Source organism: Pseudomonas sp. (genome assembly GCF_050739935.1).
In the GTDB taxonomy this organism is placed as follows: domain Bacteria; phylum Pseudomonadota; class Gammaproteobacteria; order Pseudomonadales; family Pseudomonadaceae; genus Aquipseudomonas.
The window spans coordinates 13,611-30,405 of sequence record NZ_JBOICF010000034.1; the positions used below are offsets into that span (position 1 = coordinate 13,611).

The 16,795-nt window shown below is 60.9% G+C and carries 13 protein-coding genes; 6 read left to right on the forward strand and 7 right to left on the reverse strand.

The window, feature by feature from the left end; genetic code table 11:
• Positions 1 to 6: 6 nt before the first annotated feature.
• The 7 genes from ACRER8_RS05590 to gshB form a co-directional block, all read right to left on the reverse strand.
• The gene (locus ACRER8_RS05590; protein ID WP_431745352.1) at positions 7 to 1,278 is read right to left on the reverse strand and encodes a dihydroorotase; all 1,272 of its coding nucleotides are present in this window, start codon (positions 1,276 to 1,278) and stop codon (positions 7 to 9) included.
• On the reverse strand, positions 1,275 to 2,279 hold the full coding sequence (locus ACRER8_RS05595) for an aspartate carbamoyltransferase catalytic subunit (RefSeq protein WP_431745353.1): 1,005 nt from the start codon (positions 2,277 to 2,279) through the stop codon (positions 1,275 to 1,277). Before ACRER8_RS05595 ends, ACRER8_RS05590 begins: the two co-directional genes overlap by 4 nt.
• Positions 2,280 to 2,289: 10 nt before the next feature.
• Positions 2,290 to 2,811, reverse strand: coding sequence for a bifunctional pyr operon transcriptional regulator/uracil phosphoribosyltransferase PyrR (gene pyrR, locus ACRER8_RS05600; protein WP_431745354.1), 522 nt, complete (start codon positions 2,809 to 2,811; stop codon positions 2,290 to 2,292).
• Between the two features lie 81 nt (positions 2,812 to 2,892).
• The gene (gene ruvX / locus ACRER8_RS05605) at positions 2,893 to 3,333 is read right to left on the reverse strand and encodes a Holliday junction resolvase RuvX (RefSeq protein ID WP_431745355.1); all 441 of its coding nucleotides are present in this window, start codon (positions 3,331 to 3,333) and stop codon (positions 2,893 to 2,895) included.
• Positions 3,333 to 3,902 (reverse strand): YqgE/AlgH family protein, encoded by a 570-nt coding sequence (locus ACRER8_RS05610; RefSeq protein WP_431745356.1) that lies wholly within the window; start codon positions 3,900 to 3,902, stop codon positions 3,333 to 3,335. The genes ruvX and ACRER8_RS05610 overlap by 1 nt, the downstream gene beginning before the upstream one ends.
• Positions 3,903 to 4,166: 264 nt before the next feature.
• Positions 4,167 to 5,069: an energy transducer TonB gene (locus tag ACRER8_RS05615; protein ID WP_431745357.1), complete on the reverse strand. Its 903-nt coding sequence runs from the start codon at positions 5,067 to 5,069 to the stop codon at positions 4,167 to 4,169.
• 268 nt (positions 5,070 to 5,337) lie between these two features.
• A complete protein-coding gene (gene gshB / locus ACRER8_RS05620) occupies positions 5,338 to 6,294 on the reverse strand; it encodes a glutathione synthase (RefSeq protein ID WP_431745358.1) in 957 nt (318 codons plus the stop codon).
• A gap of 263 nt (positions 6,295 to 6,557) precedes the next feature.
• On the opposite strand from gshB, the gene pilG reads away from it, so the two are divergent.
• The 6 genes from pilG (at position 6,558) to ACRER8_RS05650 (ending at position 16,683) form a co-directional block, all read left to right on the forward strand.
• Positions 6,558 to 6,968 (forward strand): twitching motility response regulator PilG, encoded by a 411-nt coding sequence (gene pilG / locus ACRER8_RS05625; RefSeq protein ID WP_110949460.1) that lies wholly within the window; start codon positions 6,558 to 6,560, stop codon positions 6,966 to 6,968.
• A 45-nt stretch (positions 6,969 to 7,013) separates the two neighbouring features.
• Positions 7,014 to 7,379, forward strand: coding sequence for a twitching motility response regulator PilH (gene pilH / locus ACRER8_RS05630; protein ID WP_093468272.1), 366 nt, complete (start codon positions 7,014 to 7,016; stop codon positions 7,377 to 7,379).
• Positions 7,380 to 7,395: 16 nt separating this feature from the next.
• Positions 7,396 to 7,935: a chemotaxis protein CheW gene (locus ACRER8_RS05635; RefSeq protein WP_431745359.1), complete on the forward strand. Its 540-nt coding sequence runs from the start codon at positions 7,396 to 7,398 to the stop codon at positions 7,933 to 7,935.
• Positions 7,936 to 8,114: 179 nt separating this feature from the next.
• On the forward strand, positions 8,115 to 10,157 hold the full coding sequence (locus ACRER8_RS05640) for a methyl-accepting chemotaxis protein (protein ID WP_431745360.1): 2,043 nt from the start codon (positions 8,115 to 8,117) through the stop codon (positions 10,155 to 10,157).
• A 36-nt stretch (positions 10,158 to 10,193) separates the two neighbouring features.
• Complete coding sequence (locus ACRER8_RS05645; RefSeq protein ID WP_431745361.1) at positions 10,194 to 16,199, forward strand: Hpt domain-containing protein; 6,006 nt, start codon at positions 10,194 to 10,196, stop codon at positions 16,197 to 16,199.
• Positions 16,192 to 16,683 (forward strand): chemotaxis protein CheW, encoded by a 492-nt coding sequence (locus tag ACRER8_RS05650; protein WP_431745362.1) that lies wholly within the window; start codon positions 16,192 to 16,194, stop codon positions 16,681 to 16,683. Before ACRER8_RS05645 ends, ACRER8_RS05650 begins: the two co-directional genes overlap by 8 nt.
• The last annotated feature ends 112 nt before the right edge of the window (positions 16,684 to 16,795 follow it).

Below are 16,795 nucleotides of genomic sequence, written 5' to 3' on the forward strand. Positions count from 1 at the left end.
TAAGGACTAAGCGGTATAGCTGATCCGTCCATCGACGAAGGTGTACTTCACCGCTCCCGGCAGGCAATGGCCGAGGAACGGGCAGTTCTCGCCTTTGGACAGCCACTTCTCGCCCGCCACGGTCGAAGCGGCCGGGTCGAACAGCACCAGATCCGCTGCGGCGCCAGCGGCCAGACGCCCCGCAGGCAGGCGCAGGGCTGCGGCTGGGCCAGCGCTGAGGCGCGACAGCAGCGTCGGCAGGTCCAACAGGCCATCCTCCACCAATGTCATCGCCAGTGGCAGCAGCAATTCAACACTGCTGATGCCCGGCTCTGTCGCGCCAAAGGGTGCGAGCTTGGCGTCGCGTTCGTGCGGCTGATGGTGGCTGGAAATCGCCTGAACCACCCCCGACTTAACCGCTTCACGCAGGGCGTCGCGGTCGGCGCGAGTGCGCAGCGGCGGTTGCACGTGATAGAGGCTGGAGAAGTCGATCAGTGCTTCGTCAGTCAGAATCAACTGATACAGCGCCACATCGGCCGTCACCGGCAGCCCGCGGGCTTGGGCCTGAGCGATCAGGGCAACACCGCGGGCGCTGGTCAGTTGACTGAAATGAGCGCGCACGCCGCTTTGTTCGACCAGCAACAGATCGCGAGCCAGGGCTACGGTTTCAGCGGTTTCCGGGATGCCCGGCAAACCGAGGAACGCTGCCGTCGCGCCGTCATGCGCCAGACCGCCGGCGGCCAGATCATGATCCTGCGAGTTGAAGATCACGGTCAGGTCGAACGTCGCGGCGTACTCCAGCGCGCGGCAGAGCGTGCGATTGCTGGTGAAGTTGGTCAGGCCGTTGGTGAACGCCACGCAGCCCGCATCACGCAGGGCGATCAGCTCGGCCAGTTGTTCGCCTTCCAGGCCTTTGCTCAGCGCGCCGATGGGGAACACTTTGCTATGGCCGGCTTCGCGGGCGCGATCCAGAATCAGCTCGGCCACGGCGGAGGTGTCGAGAACGGGTTTGGTCCGCGGCGGGCAGCACAAGCTGGTCACGCCACCGGCCGCTGCTGCGCGGGTTTCGCTGGCGATGCTGCCCTTGCGGCTGTAGCCCGGCTCACGCAGGGACACGTTCAAGTCCACCAGGCCGGGCGCTGCAACCAGGCCCTGGCCGTCGATGGTCTGCGAGGGAGTGAAGCCGTCAGGCGCTGCGCCCAGGGCGAGAATCTTGCCGGCTTCCAGGTGAACATCGATGACTTGATCCAGACCGCTGACAGGGTCGATGACGCGAGCGCCGAGGATGCTGAACTTCACTGCGCGTTCTCCTGCTCGAACTGGCGTTGTGCGGTTTGGCCACTCATGGCCATGGACAGTACGGCCATACGCACGGCGATGCCGTAGGTCACTTGATTGAGGATCACCGAATGCGCGCCGTCGGCCACCGCCGATTCGATTTCCACGCCCCGGTTGATGGGGCCGGGGTGCATGACGATCGCGTCCGGCTTGGCACCGGCCAGTCGCGCGGTGGTCAGGCCGAACAGGCGATAAAACTCACCCTCGCTCGGCAGCAGGCCACCGGACATGCGCTCGCGTTGCAGGCGCAGCATGATGACCACATCGACGTCTTTCAGCCCTTGCGCGAGATCGGTGTAGACCGTAACGCCATATTGCTCGACGCCAATCGGCAGCAGGGTTTTCGGTGCGACCACGCGGATGTCCGGACAGCCCAGCGCCTTGAGCGCGATCATGTTCGAGCGCGCCACACGGGAGTGCAGGATATCGCCGACGATAGCCACCGAGAGATCCTTGAAATCGCCTTTGTGGCGGCGGATGGTCAGCATGTCGAGCATGCCTTGTGTCGGGTGCGCGTGACGCCCGTCGCCGCCATTGATGATCGCCACCTGCGGGCATACGTGCTCGGCAATGAAGTGTGCCGCGCCCGAGTCGCCGTGACGTACGACGAACATGTCGGCGGCCATGGCCTCAAGGTTACGCAACGTGTCGAACAGGGTCTCGCCCTTGCTCGTCGAAGAGGTCGAGACGTTCAGGGTGATGACATCCGCCGACAGCCTTTGTGCCGCCAGTTCGAACGTGGTGCGAGTGCGGGTGGAGTTCTCGAAGAACACGTTGCACACGGTCTTGCCGCGCAGCAGCGGGACTTTTTTCACCGCCCGGGCGCCGACTTCAAGGAACGAGTCGGCGGTGTCGAGGATTTCGGTGAGCAGTTCGCGGGGCAAACCGTCGAGCGAGAGAAAATGTTGCAGCTGACCCTGATGGTTCAGCTGCAGCGGGCGCTTGGCGTCTGGAGGCGTCATCGAAGGACTCTTAGAGGGCGGCGGAATCGGTGGAAAGGTCTTGCAGTTCAAGCGTGAGCGGTGTCGGGCCGGACAGCTTGACGCGCTCGGTTGGAGACAGATTCAGCGTCGCGCCGGTCACATTCGGACGAATCGGCAGCTCGGCGGCGTCCAGATCCAGCAGCGAAACGAGAGTCACGCTGGCCGGGCGGCCATAGTCGAACAGTTCGTTGAGGGCCGCGCGAATGGTCCGCCCGCTCATCAGCACGTCATCGATCACCACCAGGTGCTGGCCTTCGATTTCAAACGGCAGTTCCGAGGGGCGCACTTGCGGGTGCAGGCCGTTCTGGCTGAAGTCGTCGCGGTAGAAGGAAACGTCCAGAGTGCCCAGCGGCGACTGGCTGTTCAGCGCTTCGAGCAGGGCCTGCGCGACCCACACGCCGCCGGTGCGAATGCCGATGAAGCGAGGCTCGCTGATACCACGTTTATTCAGATGCGTTTTCAGATCGATCGCCATCTGGCTGATCAGTTCGGCGGGGTTGGGCAGGGTCATGGTTGCTCCTTCAGAGGCTCGGCCGTATTCCTTGGTGGCGCGGGCTAAAGCTCTAATTCAATTCGATGCAGTGTAAATCGCTCAGGTGTCGAACAGTGCGCTGTTTTCTTCCAGCCAGCCTTGCAGCAAGAGCGCTGCCGCGATGGCATCCACCGGGTTGTCGCGGTAGCTGCCGCGCTGACCGCCGCGGGACATGCGTTCGCCCTTGGCTTCAAAAGTGGTCAGGCGTTCGTCGTGGGTGTAGACGGGCAGGTTGAAGCGGCCATTGAGCTTGCGCGAGAACTTCTCGGCGCGGGCGCTCATTTCGCTGGGCGTGCCGTCCATGTTCAGCGGCAGGCCGACGACGATGGCGTCCGGTTTCCATTCGGTGATCAGGGCTTGCACCTTGTCCCAGTCCGGCACGCCATTCTGGGCCTTCAGGGTGCACAGCTCACGGGCCTGGCCGGTGACGACCTGGCCAACCGCAACGCCGATCTGTTTGCTGCCGTAGTCGAAACCCAGTAGCAGGCGCAATCCGGCCATCAGGCGTGGCCCGCCTGACTGGTCAGCAGGTTCAGATTGATGCCCAGTTTTGCGGCAGCGGCGTCCAGGCGCTGTTCGCTCTCGAGTTCGAACAGGATGGCTGGGTCAAAGGCGCAGTTCAGCCAGGCGTTGGCGGCAAATTCTGCCTCCAGTTGCCCGGCATCCCAGCCTGCGTAACCGAGGGTGATCAAATTTTGATCAGGTCCGTAGCCGTCGGCAATGGAGAACAGGACGTCCTGCGAGGTCGACAGCGAAATGCCGCCCAGATCGACCGTTGCCTGAAACAGCGGGCCGGTCGGATGCAGCACGAAGCCGCGATCGGTCTGCACCGGACCGCCGACATGGATGGGAATGTGCTGACAGCGAGCCGGAGGCGGCAGTTCGGGGCGCAGTTGCTCGAGAATGTCCGCCAGCGACAGGCTTTGTGGCCGGTTGATCACCAGGCCCATGGCGCCATTGGCATTGTGCTCGACGATATAGGTCAAGGTCTGAGCGAAGTTCTCATCGTGCATGTGGGGCATGGCGATCAGAAATTGATGTTTGAGGTACGACGGAGTGACGTTTTTCATGAGCCCTAGTGTGGCGCCGTGGGGCTGATGTGACAACTGGCAGAACCGACGCGTCGGTGGATAAATCGCGACGTGGGTCGGGTTTCATGTTGGCGGGGGGGGCAGCGAGCGAGTCGGATGTTGTTTTGGAATGCAGGGTCTGTGGGAGCGAATTCATTCGCGATTGGCCCTGTACGACCAACACGTTTGTATTGGATGGGCTGCCGCCTCGCGAATGAATTCGGCCCCCCAGGAGATGTGTGGTGCCTGCTGGATCGTGTCCGATCAATTACTGGACAGCTTGTCGCCGCGAGCGAATTTCCAGGTGCGGATGATCTCCAGCCGATCGATGTCAGCCAGATCACCGCTGAACGGTGCAAAAGGCGCTGCCAGGCGGACGATTTTCTGCGCGGCCTGATCCAGCAACGGCTGGCCGGAGGACTCAAGCACCAGCACTTCATATAAAGAGCCGTCGCGGTTGATCGACACCATCATCCGCAGGCTGCCGTAAATCTGCTTGCGCCGGGCTTCTTCGGGATAGTTCAGGTTACCGATGCGCTCGATCTTCTTGCGCCAGTCCTCTTTGTACCAGGCGCCCTTATCGCGCATGGTCGAAGCCGCGCTCAGACGATGGATCTTCGGCCTTTTCGCGTAGGCCTGCTGCTCATCAGCCAGTTCGGCTTCCAGGCTGGCGATTTCGCTGTTCAGTTGAGAGCTGTCGAAGGTCGGCGCGGCTTTCTTCGGTTCGTCCGCTTTGACTTCATCGCGTTTGGCGACCGTCTTCTGCTGCGCCTGGGCCTTTGTGGCCACGGCAGTCTTCGGCGCTTGCTGCTTGACCACCGGTTTGGCGGCCGGAGGCGGCGTCACCTTGTTGATCTGGGTGTCTTGGTACGGCGCGATTTCGGTGGTCTTGGGCACGGCTTTCTTGTCGAGAGTGCCGCTGCCTTGCTGGTTTTCCTGAGCGAGGAAATCCGCGTCTTTGGGCTTTTTGTCGCTTTTGAAGGGGGCGAGGGTGATTTCCAGTGTCTGGCTGATCTTTTCCGGTTTGACGTAGGTAAAGCCCACGCCGAGGATCACCGCCAGATGCACGAGCGCTGCGATCATCAGGGTAAACCCCAGACGATCGGCCGGGCGCACATGGGTGCGGGTCAGGGCCATCGGGAGATCACTGTCGACCGCAGCGTTCATCGACGCTCCGCAATCACTTGAGCCAGCATTGCTACAACCAACCTAAGGCGAAATTCAGGCCGCGCATGATAACGCAATGTCAGCGGCTTCTCGGGCTTTTGATGTTTGTGGGCCGATTAGCGGGCGGTGAGTAGGACTTGTAGCGCCCATGACCATCTGTGGTTGCGAATTCATTCGCGAGAGGGCGCTGCATCCGATACATCTCTATCGGATGTGGCCCAGCATCGCGAATGAATTCGCCCCCGCAGGGTGAGCTTTGCTTGCGGCTTTATGCGCGCGCCTTAAGCTTCTTCTCGATCACATCCATCAACATCCCGCCAATATCCGTGCCGAACGCATTGTCGATTTCACGAATGCACGTTGGGCTGGTGACGTTGATTTCGGTCAGATGTTCACCGATCACGTCCAGACCCACGAACAAGAGGCCCTTTTCACGCAGGCTCGAGCCGATTTCAGCGGCGATCCAGCGGTCATGATCGGTCAGCGGGCGTGCTTCGCCACGGCCACCGGCGGCCAGATTGCCACGGGTCTCGCCAGCGGCCGGAATGCGCGCCAGGCAATACGGCACCGGCTCGCCATCGATCATCAGAATGCGCTTGTCGCCGTCCTTGATTGCCGGCAGATACGCCTGAGCCATGATCTGATGCGCACCGTTGACAGTCAGGGTTTCGAGGATCACCGACAGGTTCGGGTCTTCAGCGCGGTGGCGGAAGATCGAGGTTCCACCCATGCCGTCCAATGGCTTGTAAATCACGTCGCCATGCTCGACAGCGAAAGCGCGGAGGATGTCGGCGCGACGGCTCACCAGTGTCGGCGGCGCGCAGTGCGGGAAAAGCGTGGCGAACAGTTTCTCGTTGCAGTCACGCAGACTCTGCGGCTTGTTCACGATCAGCGTGCCCGCGCGCTCTGCCTGTTCCAGCAGGTAGGTGGTGTAGATGAAGTCCATGTCGAACGGCGGATCCTTACGCATCAGGATCACGTCCAGATCGTCCAGCCCGCTGTCTGTTTCAGCTTCGAATTCGAACCAGTGCTCAGGGTTCGCGAAGACTTTCAGCGGTTTCATGCGAGCGCGGGCTTGACCGGCAACCTGATACAAATCCTGCTGCTCCATATAGAACAGCGACCAGCCGCGCGCCTGCGCCGCCAGGAGCATGGCCAGCGAGCTGTCCTTTTTGTAGGAAATGCGCTCGATGGGGTCCATGACAATTCCAACGCGAACGCTCATGGGTAATATCCTCTGTCCGGTAATGGCCCGGGCGGGCCTGAAAACAGGCGTCAGGGTGGCGCTGCGCTGGCTTGCGGTCAAGGGGCAAGAGTGGCGTAGATGCTTTATGGATTGAGCGCTTGGAGTGTGCTAAAAAGGCTCGGCATCCGGCGTCACGCTGGTTGTCCTAGACCCCTCTAAATGGGGGGCAGCGTTTCGAACAGCACCACAAGCCAGGCAGAAGGCAAACCCATCTGAATCGCCGTGGCGATGGTAGAGCAGATATGGAACAGCATTCAGCCCCATTGAAAGTCATGGTCATCGACGACTCCCGAACGATTCGTCGTACCGCCGAGACCCTGTTGAAGAACGTCGGCTGCGAAGTGATCACCGCTGTAGATGGCTTCGATGCCCTGGCCAAGATCGCTGATAATCATCCGAGAATCATTTTTGTCGACATCATGATGCCCAGACTCGACGGGTATCAGACCTGTGCGTTGATCAAGAACAACCGGGCATTCAAGTCTACGCCGGTGATCATGTTGTCCTCCCGGGACGGGCTGTTCGATAAGGCCAAGGGGCGTATCGTCGGCTCCGATCAGTTTTTGACCAAGCCGTTTAGCAAGGAAGAACTGCTCAGTGCGATCAAGGCTCACGTGCCGGGGTTCGTTGCAGTAGAACAACAACTATCTTGATGCCGCTCCTTTAATCGAGGACGGCTGTTTCTATGGGGAAGCACCATGGCTCGAATTCTGATCGTCGATGATTCGCCGACCGAAATGTATAAGCTGACCGGGATGCTGGAAAAGCACGGCCATCAGGTCCTCAAGGCCGAAAACGGTGCCGACGGCGTGGCCTTGGCGCGTCAGGAAAAACCCGATGCGGTATTGATGGACATCGTGATGCCCGGCCTCAATGGCTTCCAGGCGACTCGTCAGTTGACCAAGGATGCCGACACCAACATGATCCCGGTGATCATGATCACCACCAAAGATCAGGAAACCGACAAGGTCTGGGGCAAACGCCAGGGCGCGCGGGATTACCTGACCAAGCCGGTGGACGAAGAAACCCTCATGAAAACCCTGAACGCGGTTCTGGCGGGCTGAAGCCCGGCAAGCGACCATGGCTCAGTCACAGACCGCCTTTCAGCTGCTACTCGACATCGATCAGCGGTGCCGCTCGCTGGCTGCCGGTCTGCCTTTGCAGGAAACTCGGCAACAGGGCTGGAGCGGCATCGGTTTTCGCATGGGCGAGCGCTTTTACGTCGCGCCCATGGGTGAGGTCGATGAAATCCTCCATGAACCCCGTTATGCCGCGCTGCCGGGAGTCAAACCCTGGATCAGAGGCATCGCCAACCTGCGCGGACGGCTGCTGCCGATCATGGACCTCTACGCCTTTTTCGGCCACGAGCTGTCGCCCTTGCGCAAGCAGCGCCGCGTGCTGGTAATCGATCATCAGGACGTCTTCGCCGGCTTGCTGGTCGACGAAGTGCTGGGCATGCAGCATTTCAATGAGCGCAGCCTGATGCCGGAGTCGCCGAACGACAGCGAACCCGATATCGCCCCGTACATTCAAGGCCGTTTCCTGCGCGAGCAGGCATGGCGGGTTTTCAGCCCCAGAGCCCTTGTGCAGTCGCCGGGTTTCATGGATGTCGCACTGTGATTCCATCCGACACCGCAGATCACTCTGTGGGAGCGAACTCATTCGCGAGTCGGCAGTTCGGACGACACATCTTTATTGGCTGTACGACCATATCGCGAATGAATTCGCTCCCACAGTTTCGGATCGCGAGTATCCAGGCGTCCGCAATGCACACTGATCTTCAGGCGGAGCCCTGAGAAATGAGTAATACCGGCAAGTCACTGGAGGGCGCACGCAGCCGCTCGCAAATCATCGCCCTGTTCGTCGGACTGATCGTTTTCATCATGCTGCTGTTCGTCAATTTTGCGTACCTGAGCACGCAGTCCAACTACGACAAGCAGTACATCGGTCACGCGGGCGAGTTGCGGGTGCTGTCCCAGCGTATCGCCAAGAACGCCACCGAAGCCGCCGCTGGCAAGGCCGCCGCTTTCAAGCTGCTGGCCGATGCGCGCAATGATTTCGACACGCGCTGGGGGTATCTGAAGAAGGGCGACAAGAACACCGGCTTGCCAGCGGCGCCTTCCGCTGTTGCCGATGAACTGAAAGCCGTGCAGATCGATTGGGAAAACTTGCGCAAAAGCACCGATGTCATCCTTGCTCGCGAGCAGACCGTGTTGTCCCTGCACCAAGTCGCGGCGACCCTGGCCGAGACCATTCCGCAATTGCAGATCGAGTCGGAAAAGGTCGTCGATATTCTTCTGCAAACCCGCGCGCCCGCGAGCCAAGTGGCCGTCGCTCAGCGTCAGTCGCTGCTGGCGGAGCGGATTCTCGGTGCAGTGAACACTGTGCTGTCGGGCGATGAAACCGCGGTTCAGGCAGCCGATGCCTTCGGTCGCGACGCCAGCCAGTTCGGTCGCGTGCTCAACGGCATGCTTGAGGGCAACGCGTCTCTGAAAATCACTCAAGTCGAAGACCGCGACGCCCGGGCGCGATTGGCCGAAATTTCCGAGCTGTTCCAGTTCGTTTCGGGATCGGTCGACGAAATTCTGGAAACGTCGCCGGAACTGCTGGATGTGCGCGAGTCGGCGGGGAGCATCTTCACGCTCTCCCAGACCCTGCTCGATGAAGCGTCGGTGCTTGCCAACAGCTTCGAGCACATGGCGGGTGGTCGTGCCGCGAATATCTACGTGGGTTACGTGCTGGGCTTGTTGGCGCTGGCATCGATCATCCTGATCGGTCTGGTCATGGTTCGGGAAACCAATCGACAGTTGCGTGAAACCGCCGAAAAGAACGAGCGCAACCAAACCGCGATCATGCGCCTGCTCGACGAAATCGAAGACCTGGCCGATGGCGACCTGACCGTAGCCGCTTCCGTAACCGAAGACTTCACCGGCGCCATTGCAGACTCCATCAACTATTCCATCGATCAGCTGCGCGAACTGGTTGCGACCATCAACCTCACGGCCGAGCAGGTGTTTGGAGCGGTCAAGGACACCCAAAGCACCGCCACCCAGCTGGCTGCGGCCTCCGAGCATCAGGCATTGCAGATCGCCGCGGCGTCCAATGCGGTCAATGACATGTCCCGTTCGGTCGAGCAGGTGTCGGCCAATGCGTCGGAGTCGGTGGCAGTTGCCGAGCGTTCCGTGGCGATTGCCAATAAAGGCAACGAGGTGGTGCACAACACCATCAACGGCATGGACAACATTCGTGAACAGATTCAGGACACTTCGAAGCGGATCAAGCGCTTGGGTGAGTCTTCCCAGGAAATTGGCGATATTGTCAGCCTGATCGACGACATTGCCGATCAAACCAACATTCTTGCTCTCAACGCCGCGATCCAGGCCTCGATGGCGGGCGATGCCGGTCGGGGATTTGCAGTCGTGGCAGACGAGGTGCAGCGTCTGGCCGAGCGTTCGTCGTCGGCGACCAAGCAGATCGAAACGCTGGTTCGCGCCATTCAAAATGACACCAACGAAGCGGTAATCTCGATGGAGCAAACCACCACTGAGGTGGTACGAGGTGCTCGATTGGCGCAGGATGCCGGTGTTGCCCTGGAAGAAATCGAAGGTGTTTCCAAGGTGCTGGCTGCGCTGGTCGAGAGCATCACCAACGCCGCTCAGCAGCAGGCGACGCTGGGTCAGCAGATTTCCGCGACCATGACGGTGATCCAGCAGACCACCACGCAGACCACATCGGGAACGGCGGCCACTGCGCAGAGCATGGGCAATCTGGCAAAGATGGCCAGCGAGATGCGTCGTTCGGTGTCCGGTTTTAAACTGCCGCCTTCGCGGGATCAGCATTGATCGTCAGGTCACAAGATTTGGGCAACGGGAGCTACCATGCCTGACCGTCACGACTATGTGGCCCTGGAGTGGGTCAAGGGTGAAATAGCCGAAACCCTCAAGCATGCCCGGCAGGCGCTGGACGTCTTCGTCGCGCGCCCGCACGACCCTGCGTCTATGGATGTCTGCCTGGAGTTCATTCACCAGGTTCATGGCAGCCTGCAGATGATCGAGTTCTACGGCGCGGCCCTGTTTGCCGAAGAAATCGAACAGCTGGCATTGGCCCTGAAGCAAGGGCATGTGGTTCAGGAAACCGAAGCCATTCAGTTGCTGGATCAGGCAATGACCCAATTGCCGATCTATCTGGACCGCGCGCATTCGGCCCGCCGCGACCTGCCGCTGGTGGTACTGCCCTTGCTCAACGACCTGCGCAGCGCCCGGGGCGAGAGCCTGCTCTCGGAAACCAGCCTGTTTTCGCCCCAACTGCTGTCAATCCCCGCACTCGATGATCAAACCCTCGCAGAGCGTGACAGCCCGGAATTGCCGGCAAAACTGCGCAAGCTGCGCCAGACGCTGCAGACCGCACTGGTCGGTCTGTTGCGTGAACAGGATGTGCAGACGCAACTGGGTTACATGACCAAGGTGTTCGCGCGGCTCGAAGCGCTGTGCAAGGACGCGCCACTGGAGCCCTTGTGGCGTATCGCTTCGGCGCTGGTCGAGACCATGGCCAGCGGCAATTTCACCAACGGCCCTGCGTTGCGCAGTCTGTTCAAGGATGCCGACAAGGAACTCAAGCGCTTGTTGGAGCAGGGCATCGCCGGGATCAATCAGCCAGCGCCGGATGAGCTGCTCAAAAGCCTGCTGTTCTACATCGCCAAATCCGACAGCCAGGCCCATAGGATGATGGAATTGAAGGATCAGTACGGCCTGGCCGACGCGTTGCCGGAAAGCGCGCTGGTGGATGAAGAGCGCGCGCGCATGGCCGGCCCCGATCGCGATGCCATGCGCTCGGTGATCGTTGCGCTGTGCGACGAACTGGTACGCACCAAGGAACGGCTCGATGTTTTCGTGCGTGGCGATCGCCTGCATGTCAGCGAGCTCAACGCTCTCCTGCCGCCGCTCCGGCAGATCGCCGATACCCTGGCGGTGCTGGGTTTCGGCCAGCCGCGAAAGGTAATCATCGACCAGCTGGCGGTGGTTCAAGGCATGGCTCAAGGCCAACGCGAACCCAGCGACCCGACCCTGATGGATGTCGCCGGGGCCTTGCTCTATGTCGAGGCGACGCTGGCGGGCATGGCCGGGACCGTCGATCAGAGCAGCCCGGAAGAAAGCCGCTTGCCCACCACCGATCTGAGCCAGATTCATCAGTTGGTGATCAAGGAAGCGCGCGCCGTGCTGCAGCAAGCCAAGGATGTCATCGACGATTACATCGACGGCGAACTCGACCATCAGCGTCTGGCACCGGTAACCGAGCAACTCATACAGGTGCGTGGCGCGCTGGCAATGATCCCGCTGGCCCGTGCTTCCGGCCTGTTGGCAGCCTGCAATGAATACATCGTCGAGCATTTATTGAACGACAATGAGCGTCCAGCCTGGTCGCAACTGGACCATCTGGCCGATGTCATTATCGGCATCGAATATTACCTGGAACGCATGGCCGAAGACCCGGAAGCGCCCGGCGAACATGTGCTTGATCTGGCGCAGGACAGCCTGGCCAAACTCGGTTATTCCCCGGTCGCCGATACGGCCGATGTGCCGGTACTCGACGAGGTCGTCAGCCAGGAGGAGCTTCAGCAGCTGCGCGAGCAGCAGGCCACGCTCAATGCCAGTCTCAACCCGAGCATCGCCGAAGTGCTGGCCAGCCCCCTGTCAGCTGTCAACCCGCCCGCGCGCCACGTGCCCGCCAGTCTGCTGCCACCCCCCAAGGGCGAGCAGGCGGTGGACGATGAGCTGCGCGACGTGTTTCTCGAAGAGGCCGACGAGGTACTCCAGGCGCTGCTTGAATACCTGCCGCGCTGGCTGGCCGATACCGGGAATCTCTCGGCGCTGGGTGAAATCCGCCGAGCCTTCCACACCCTCAAAGGCAGCGGGCGCATGGTTCGGGCGCTGGTGCTCGGCGAACTGGCCTGGTCGGTGGAAAACCTGCTCAATCGCGTGCTGGAGAGCAGCGTCGAGCCGAATGCGCAGGTTCAGCAAGTGCTGCAGGACGTGCTGGCCCTGCTGCCGGACGTGATTCGTGACTTTGCCGAAGACGTTCAACGCCAGCGTGATGATGTGGATGAATTAGCCGCACGCGCCCATGCGCTGGCCCAAGGGGAAAGCGACGAGCCTGCGCAACCTGCGCCAACAGTGCAGACGCAAGCCGAAGAAGAAGGCTTCGACCCGCAGTTGCTGGAGATTTTTCGCCAGGAAGCCCAGACCCATCTGGACGTTCTCGATCGCTACCTTGACGCGGCACAGCATGACCCATCGCCGTCCTTTAGCGATGACTTGCTGCGCGCGCTGCACACCCTCAAGGGCAGCGCCTACATGGCGGGTGTGCTCCCGATAGCGGAACTGGCAAGCCCGCTGGATCAGTTGGTGCGTGAATTCAAGACCAATCTGATTGCCGTGGGTCAATCCGAGATCGCCTTGTTGCGTTCGGCCGAGCCGCTGTTTCATCAAGGGCTGACGCAGCTGCACGTCGACCCATTGATGCCTATCGAAGGTGCCGCGCAGCTCATCGCCGCCGCCCACGATCTACTCGACGAGCGTATGGCCGCAGCCCTGAGCGCTGACAACAATGGCCTGCGTGTACGTCGTAATCCGCAGTTGATCGCCAGCTTCCTGGCCGAAGGCATGGACATCCTGCTGGACGCCGAAAACCTGCTCAAACGCTGGCAGCAGCATCCTGGCGAGCGGCAGGAACTCAATGCGCTGCTCGATGAGCTGACCATGCTCGGCCACGGTGCGCACATGGCCGACCTGTCTCAAATGGATCAATTGTGTGAAGCCTTGCTCGATCTGTATGGCGCAGTGGAAGAGAGCAGCCTTGCGGTCAGCGAGCGGTTTTTTCATGAAGCCGAAAATGCCCATGAAGCACTGATCAACATGCTCGATCAGGTCGCCGCCGGACAGCAGGTCGATCCGTGTCCGGAGCGCGTGCGGGCGTTGCATGAGTTACTGGAAGAGGCGCTGGACCCCGACGCGATGGGAGTCATCAAAAGCGATGGCGGGCTGGCGACCAGCGTCACAGAGCTGAGCCAGGCCACCGAGAGCCTCGACAGCCAGCCTGAGCAAATCGAGCAGCCGCCGCGCGATGAGATCGATCAGGAAATCGTCGATATCTTCCTCGAAGAGGCCGTCGATATCCTCGACAGTGCGGGCCACGCCTTGCAGCGCTGGCTGGATGACCCGGAAAACCCGCTGCCGTTGTCGTCGCTGCAACGTGATCTGCACACCCTCAAGGGCGGCGCGCGGATGGCTGAAATCGGGCCGGTCGGCGATCTGGGGCATGAGCTCGAATCGCTTTACGAAGGCTTGATCGATCGGCGCTGCAGCTACACGCCCGCGCTGGCCGATTTGCTGATGCGAAGCCACGATCACTTGGCAATGATGCTCGAACAGCTGCAGAACCGAACCAAATTGGCGCCTCCCGAGGCGCTGATCGAGTCGATTCGCCAATTCCGCCAATCCAGCGGCAGTGTCGCCGCTGCCGAAGTCGAACCGCGTAACGTCGGATCGATGATTCAGTCGCTGGACGAACGTGATCCCGAGTTGCTGGAGATCTTTCTCGAAGAAGCCGACGACATCATCGAAAGCTCGAGTGCCGCATTGGTACGCTGGCAGGCCGATCCGCAAAACACCGTGGAAGTGGAAAACCTGCTGCGTGATCTGCATACGCTCAAGGGCGGCGCGCGCATGGTGGAAATTGTCCCCATCGGTGATCTGGCCCATGAGCTGGAATCGTTGTACGAGGGCCTGGCGTCCGGGAAGCTGAAAAACAGTGCGCTGCTCAACGGCCTGCTGCAAAGCGGCCACGACATGCTGGCCGACATGGTCGACGCCGTCCGCGGGTACAAGCCGCTGCCCAACCCGGCGCTGCTGATGGACAGCATCACGCACTATTCATCATCGGGCAGCGTTCAGGAAGTCGTAGCCAAAGCGCCGGAAGCGCCAACGCTTGACGCGCAGATTGCCGCTGAACCCGCTCCGGCGGCACCGGACGCCGACAGCGAGCGTGCGGGACCGGAAACGGTCAAGGTGCCGGCCGAGCAATTGGAGGATCTGGTAAACCTGGCAGGTGAAACTTCGATCTTCCGCGGCCGTATCGAACAGCAGGTCAGCGACGCCCAGATCACCCTCGCCGAGATGGAAACCACCATCGAGCGGATGCGCGATCAGTTGCGGCGGCTGGATATCGAGACTCAGGGCCGGATTCTCAGTCGCGATCATCACACTGAGCGACTGGGCTACGAAGAATTCGACCCGCTGGAAATGGATCGTCACTCACAGCTTCAGCAGCTGTCCCGTGCGTTGTTTGAATCTGCATCCGACCTGATGGACCTCAAGGAAACCCTCGACACCCGAACCCATGACGCCGAAACCCTGTTGCTGCAACAGGCGCGGGTCAACACCGAGTTGCAGGAAAGCCTGATGCGCACGCGCATGGTGCCATTCGAGCGTATGGTGCCGCGCCTGCGTCGGATTGTGCGGCAGGTATCGGGTGAGCTGAACAAGAAGGTCAACTTCGATGTGGTCAACGCCGAGGGCGAGATGGACCGCAACGTGTTGGAGCGGATGGTCGCGCCACTGGAGCACATGTTGCGCAACGCCATCGATCACGGTCTGGAAAGCACTGAAAAACGCGTGGCGGCGGGCAAGCCCGAGGTAGGGCGCATCACGCTGAGCCTGGCTCACGAAGGAAGCGACATCGTCATCGAAATGAGCGACGACGGCGCCGGGGTGGACTTTGAAGCCGTGCGGCGCAAGGCAATCAAGCGCGGCCTGATCGGTCCTGACGCCGAGCTGAGCGAGCACGATACCTTGCAGTTCATTCTGCAGGCTGGCTTTTCCACCGCCGAAACCATCACTCAGATTTCCGGGCGGGGCGTGGGCATGGACGTTGTGCATGCGGAGGTCAAGGAGCTGGGCGGCTCGATGATCATCGACTCGACATCGGGGCAGGGCGCGCGTTTTCGTATTCGTCTGCCGTTCTCGGTATCGGTTAACCGGGCGCTGATGGTGCAGTGCGGCGAAGAGCAGTACGCCGTGCCACTCAATAGCGTTGAAGGTATCGTGCGCGTTATGCCCAGCGAGCTGGAAGGCTGGTACCAGGCCACGCCGCCGCGCTATCAGTACGGCGGGCGAACTTATGAACTGCGTTACCTTGGTGAGCTGCTCAACAACGGCCAGCCACCAAAGCTGATCGGCCAGACCCAACCGCTACCGGTGCTGCTGGTTCACGTGCATGATCAGTGGGTGGCGGTGCAAGTGGACGCGCTGGCGGGTTCGCGGGAAATCGTCGTGAAGAACCTTGGCCCGCAATTCGCCGGGGTGCAGGGGATTTCCGGCGCGACGATTCTTGGCGATGGTCGCGTGGTGCTGATTCTCGATCTGTTCGCCCACATCCGGCGTCTGCACGCGCGGATGCTGGCGTTGCTGGTTTCAGGGCAGGCGCCGTCCCGCTATGTCGAGATTGAACAGGCGCGTCCGTTGCTGGTGATGGTGGTCGACGACTCGGTTACCGTGCGCAAGGTGACGGGGCGTCTGCTGGAACGTAACGGCATGAACGTACTGACCGCCAAGGACGGGGTTGACGCCATGGCGCTGTTGCAGGAGCACACCCCGGACGTGATGTTGCTGGACATCGAAATGCCGCGCATGGACGGTTTTGAAGTCGCCAGCAAAGTTCGCGAAGACGAAGCGCTCAAGCACTTACCGATCATCATGATCACCTCGCGCTCTGGCCAGAAACACCGCGACCGCGCCATGGCGCTTGGGGTGAACGATTACATGAGCAAGCCTTATCAGGAAGCGGCTCTGCTGGAGAGCATTGCCCACTGGAGCCACGTGCATGTCTGACACCACCACCCAAACCACGCGCCTGACCAGCCTGACTGGACTGCTCATACCTCTGAGCGATCGGCATTTGTTGCTGCCCAACGTCGCTGTCGCGGAATTGATCGATTATCAGGACAGCATCGCCGATCCCGCTGCACCGCAGTGGTACCTGGGCCCGATCAACTGGCGCCATCGCAGCCTGCCGTTACTGAGCTTCGAGGCGGCCTGCGGAAGTCGCGCACGCGTGGGCGGCCGCGCCCGAATCGTGGTGCTCAACGCGCTGGGTGGGCGCCCGGACCTGAAATTCATCGCCTTGCTGACACAGGGCATCCCGCGCTCCTGCAAGCTCGACAGCCAATTGAGCTACGTCGATGTACCGCTCGCCGAGCTGGAACTGGCGGCGGTGCAAGTGGGCGAGACCGTGGCAAAGATCCCGGATCTTGTGGCGCTTGAGCAATGGTTGGTGGATGCGGGGTTGGTGCAGGTGGTGGGGCCGGGGATTTGAGGCAGTGGCGAGGCCATAGGCTATCTGGCTATATCGCCTAAAAGTGGTAAATATTTACCGCTTCCCCCAAGCCCCGATACTGGACTATGAGCCGAATAATCTGCATATTCGG

Excerpts from the sequence above, each read along its gene's own strand:
- ACRER8_RS05595 (WP_431745353.1), bottom strand. The coding sequence starts at position 2,279 with ATGACGCCTCCAGACGCCAAGCGCCCGCTGCAGCTGAACCATCAGGGT.
- gshB (WP_431745358.1), bottom strand. The coding sequence starts at position 6,294 with ATGAGCGTTCGCGTTGGAATTGTCATGGACCCCATCGAGCGCATTTCC.
- ACRER8_RS05615 (WP_431745357.1), bottom strand. The coding sequence starts at position 5,069 with ATGAACGCTGCGGTCGACAGTGATCTCCCGATGGCCCTGACCCGCACC.
- ACRER8_RS05635 (WP_431745359.1), top strand. The coding sequence starts at position 7,396 with ATGGCTCAGTCACAGACCGCCTTTCAGCTGCTACTCGACATCGATCAG.
- pyrR (WP_431745354.1), bottom strand. The coding sequence starts at position 2,811 with ATGACCCTGCCCAACCCCGCCGAACTGATCAGCCAGATGGCGATCGAT.
- ruvX (WP_431745355.1), bottom strand. The coding sequence starts at position 3,333 with ATGGCCGGATTGCGCCTGCTACTGGGTTTCGACTACGGCAGCAAACAG.
- pilG (WP_110949460.1), top strand. The coding sequence starts at position 6,558 with ATGGAACAGCATTCAGCCCCATTGAAAGTCATGGTCATCGACGACTCC.
- ACRER8_RS05610 (WP_431745356.1), bottom strand. The coding sequence starts at position 3,902 with ATGAAAAACGTCACTCCGTCGTACCTCAAACATCAATTTCTGATCGCC.
- ACRER8_RS05645 (WP_431745361.1), top strand. The coding sequence starts at position 10,194 with ATGCCTGACCGTCACGACTATGTGGCCCTGGAGTGGGTCAAGGGTGAA.
- pilH (WP_093468272.1), top strand. The coding sequence starts at position 7,014 with ATGGCTCGAATTCTGATCGTCGATGATTCGCCGACCGAAATGTATAAG.
- ACRER8_RS05650 (WP_431745362.1), top strand. The coding sequence starts at position 16,192 with ATGTCTGACACCACCACCCAAACCACGCGCCTGACCAGCCTGACTGGA.
- ACRER8_RS05640 (WP_431745360.1), top strand. The coding sequence starts at position 8,115 with ATGAGTAATACCGGCAAGTCACTGGAGGGCGCACGCAGCCGCTCGCAA.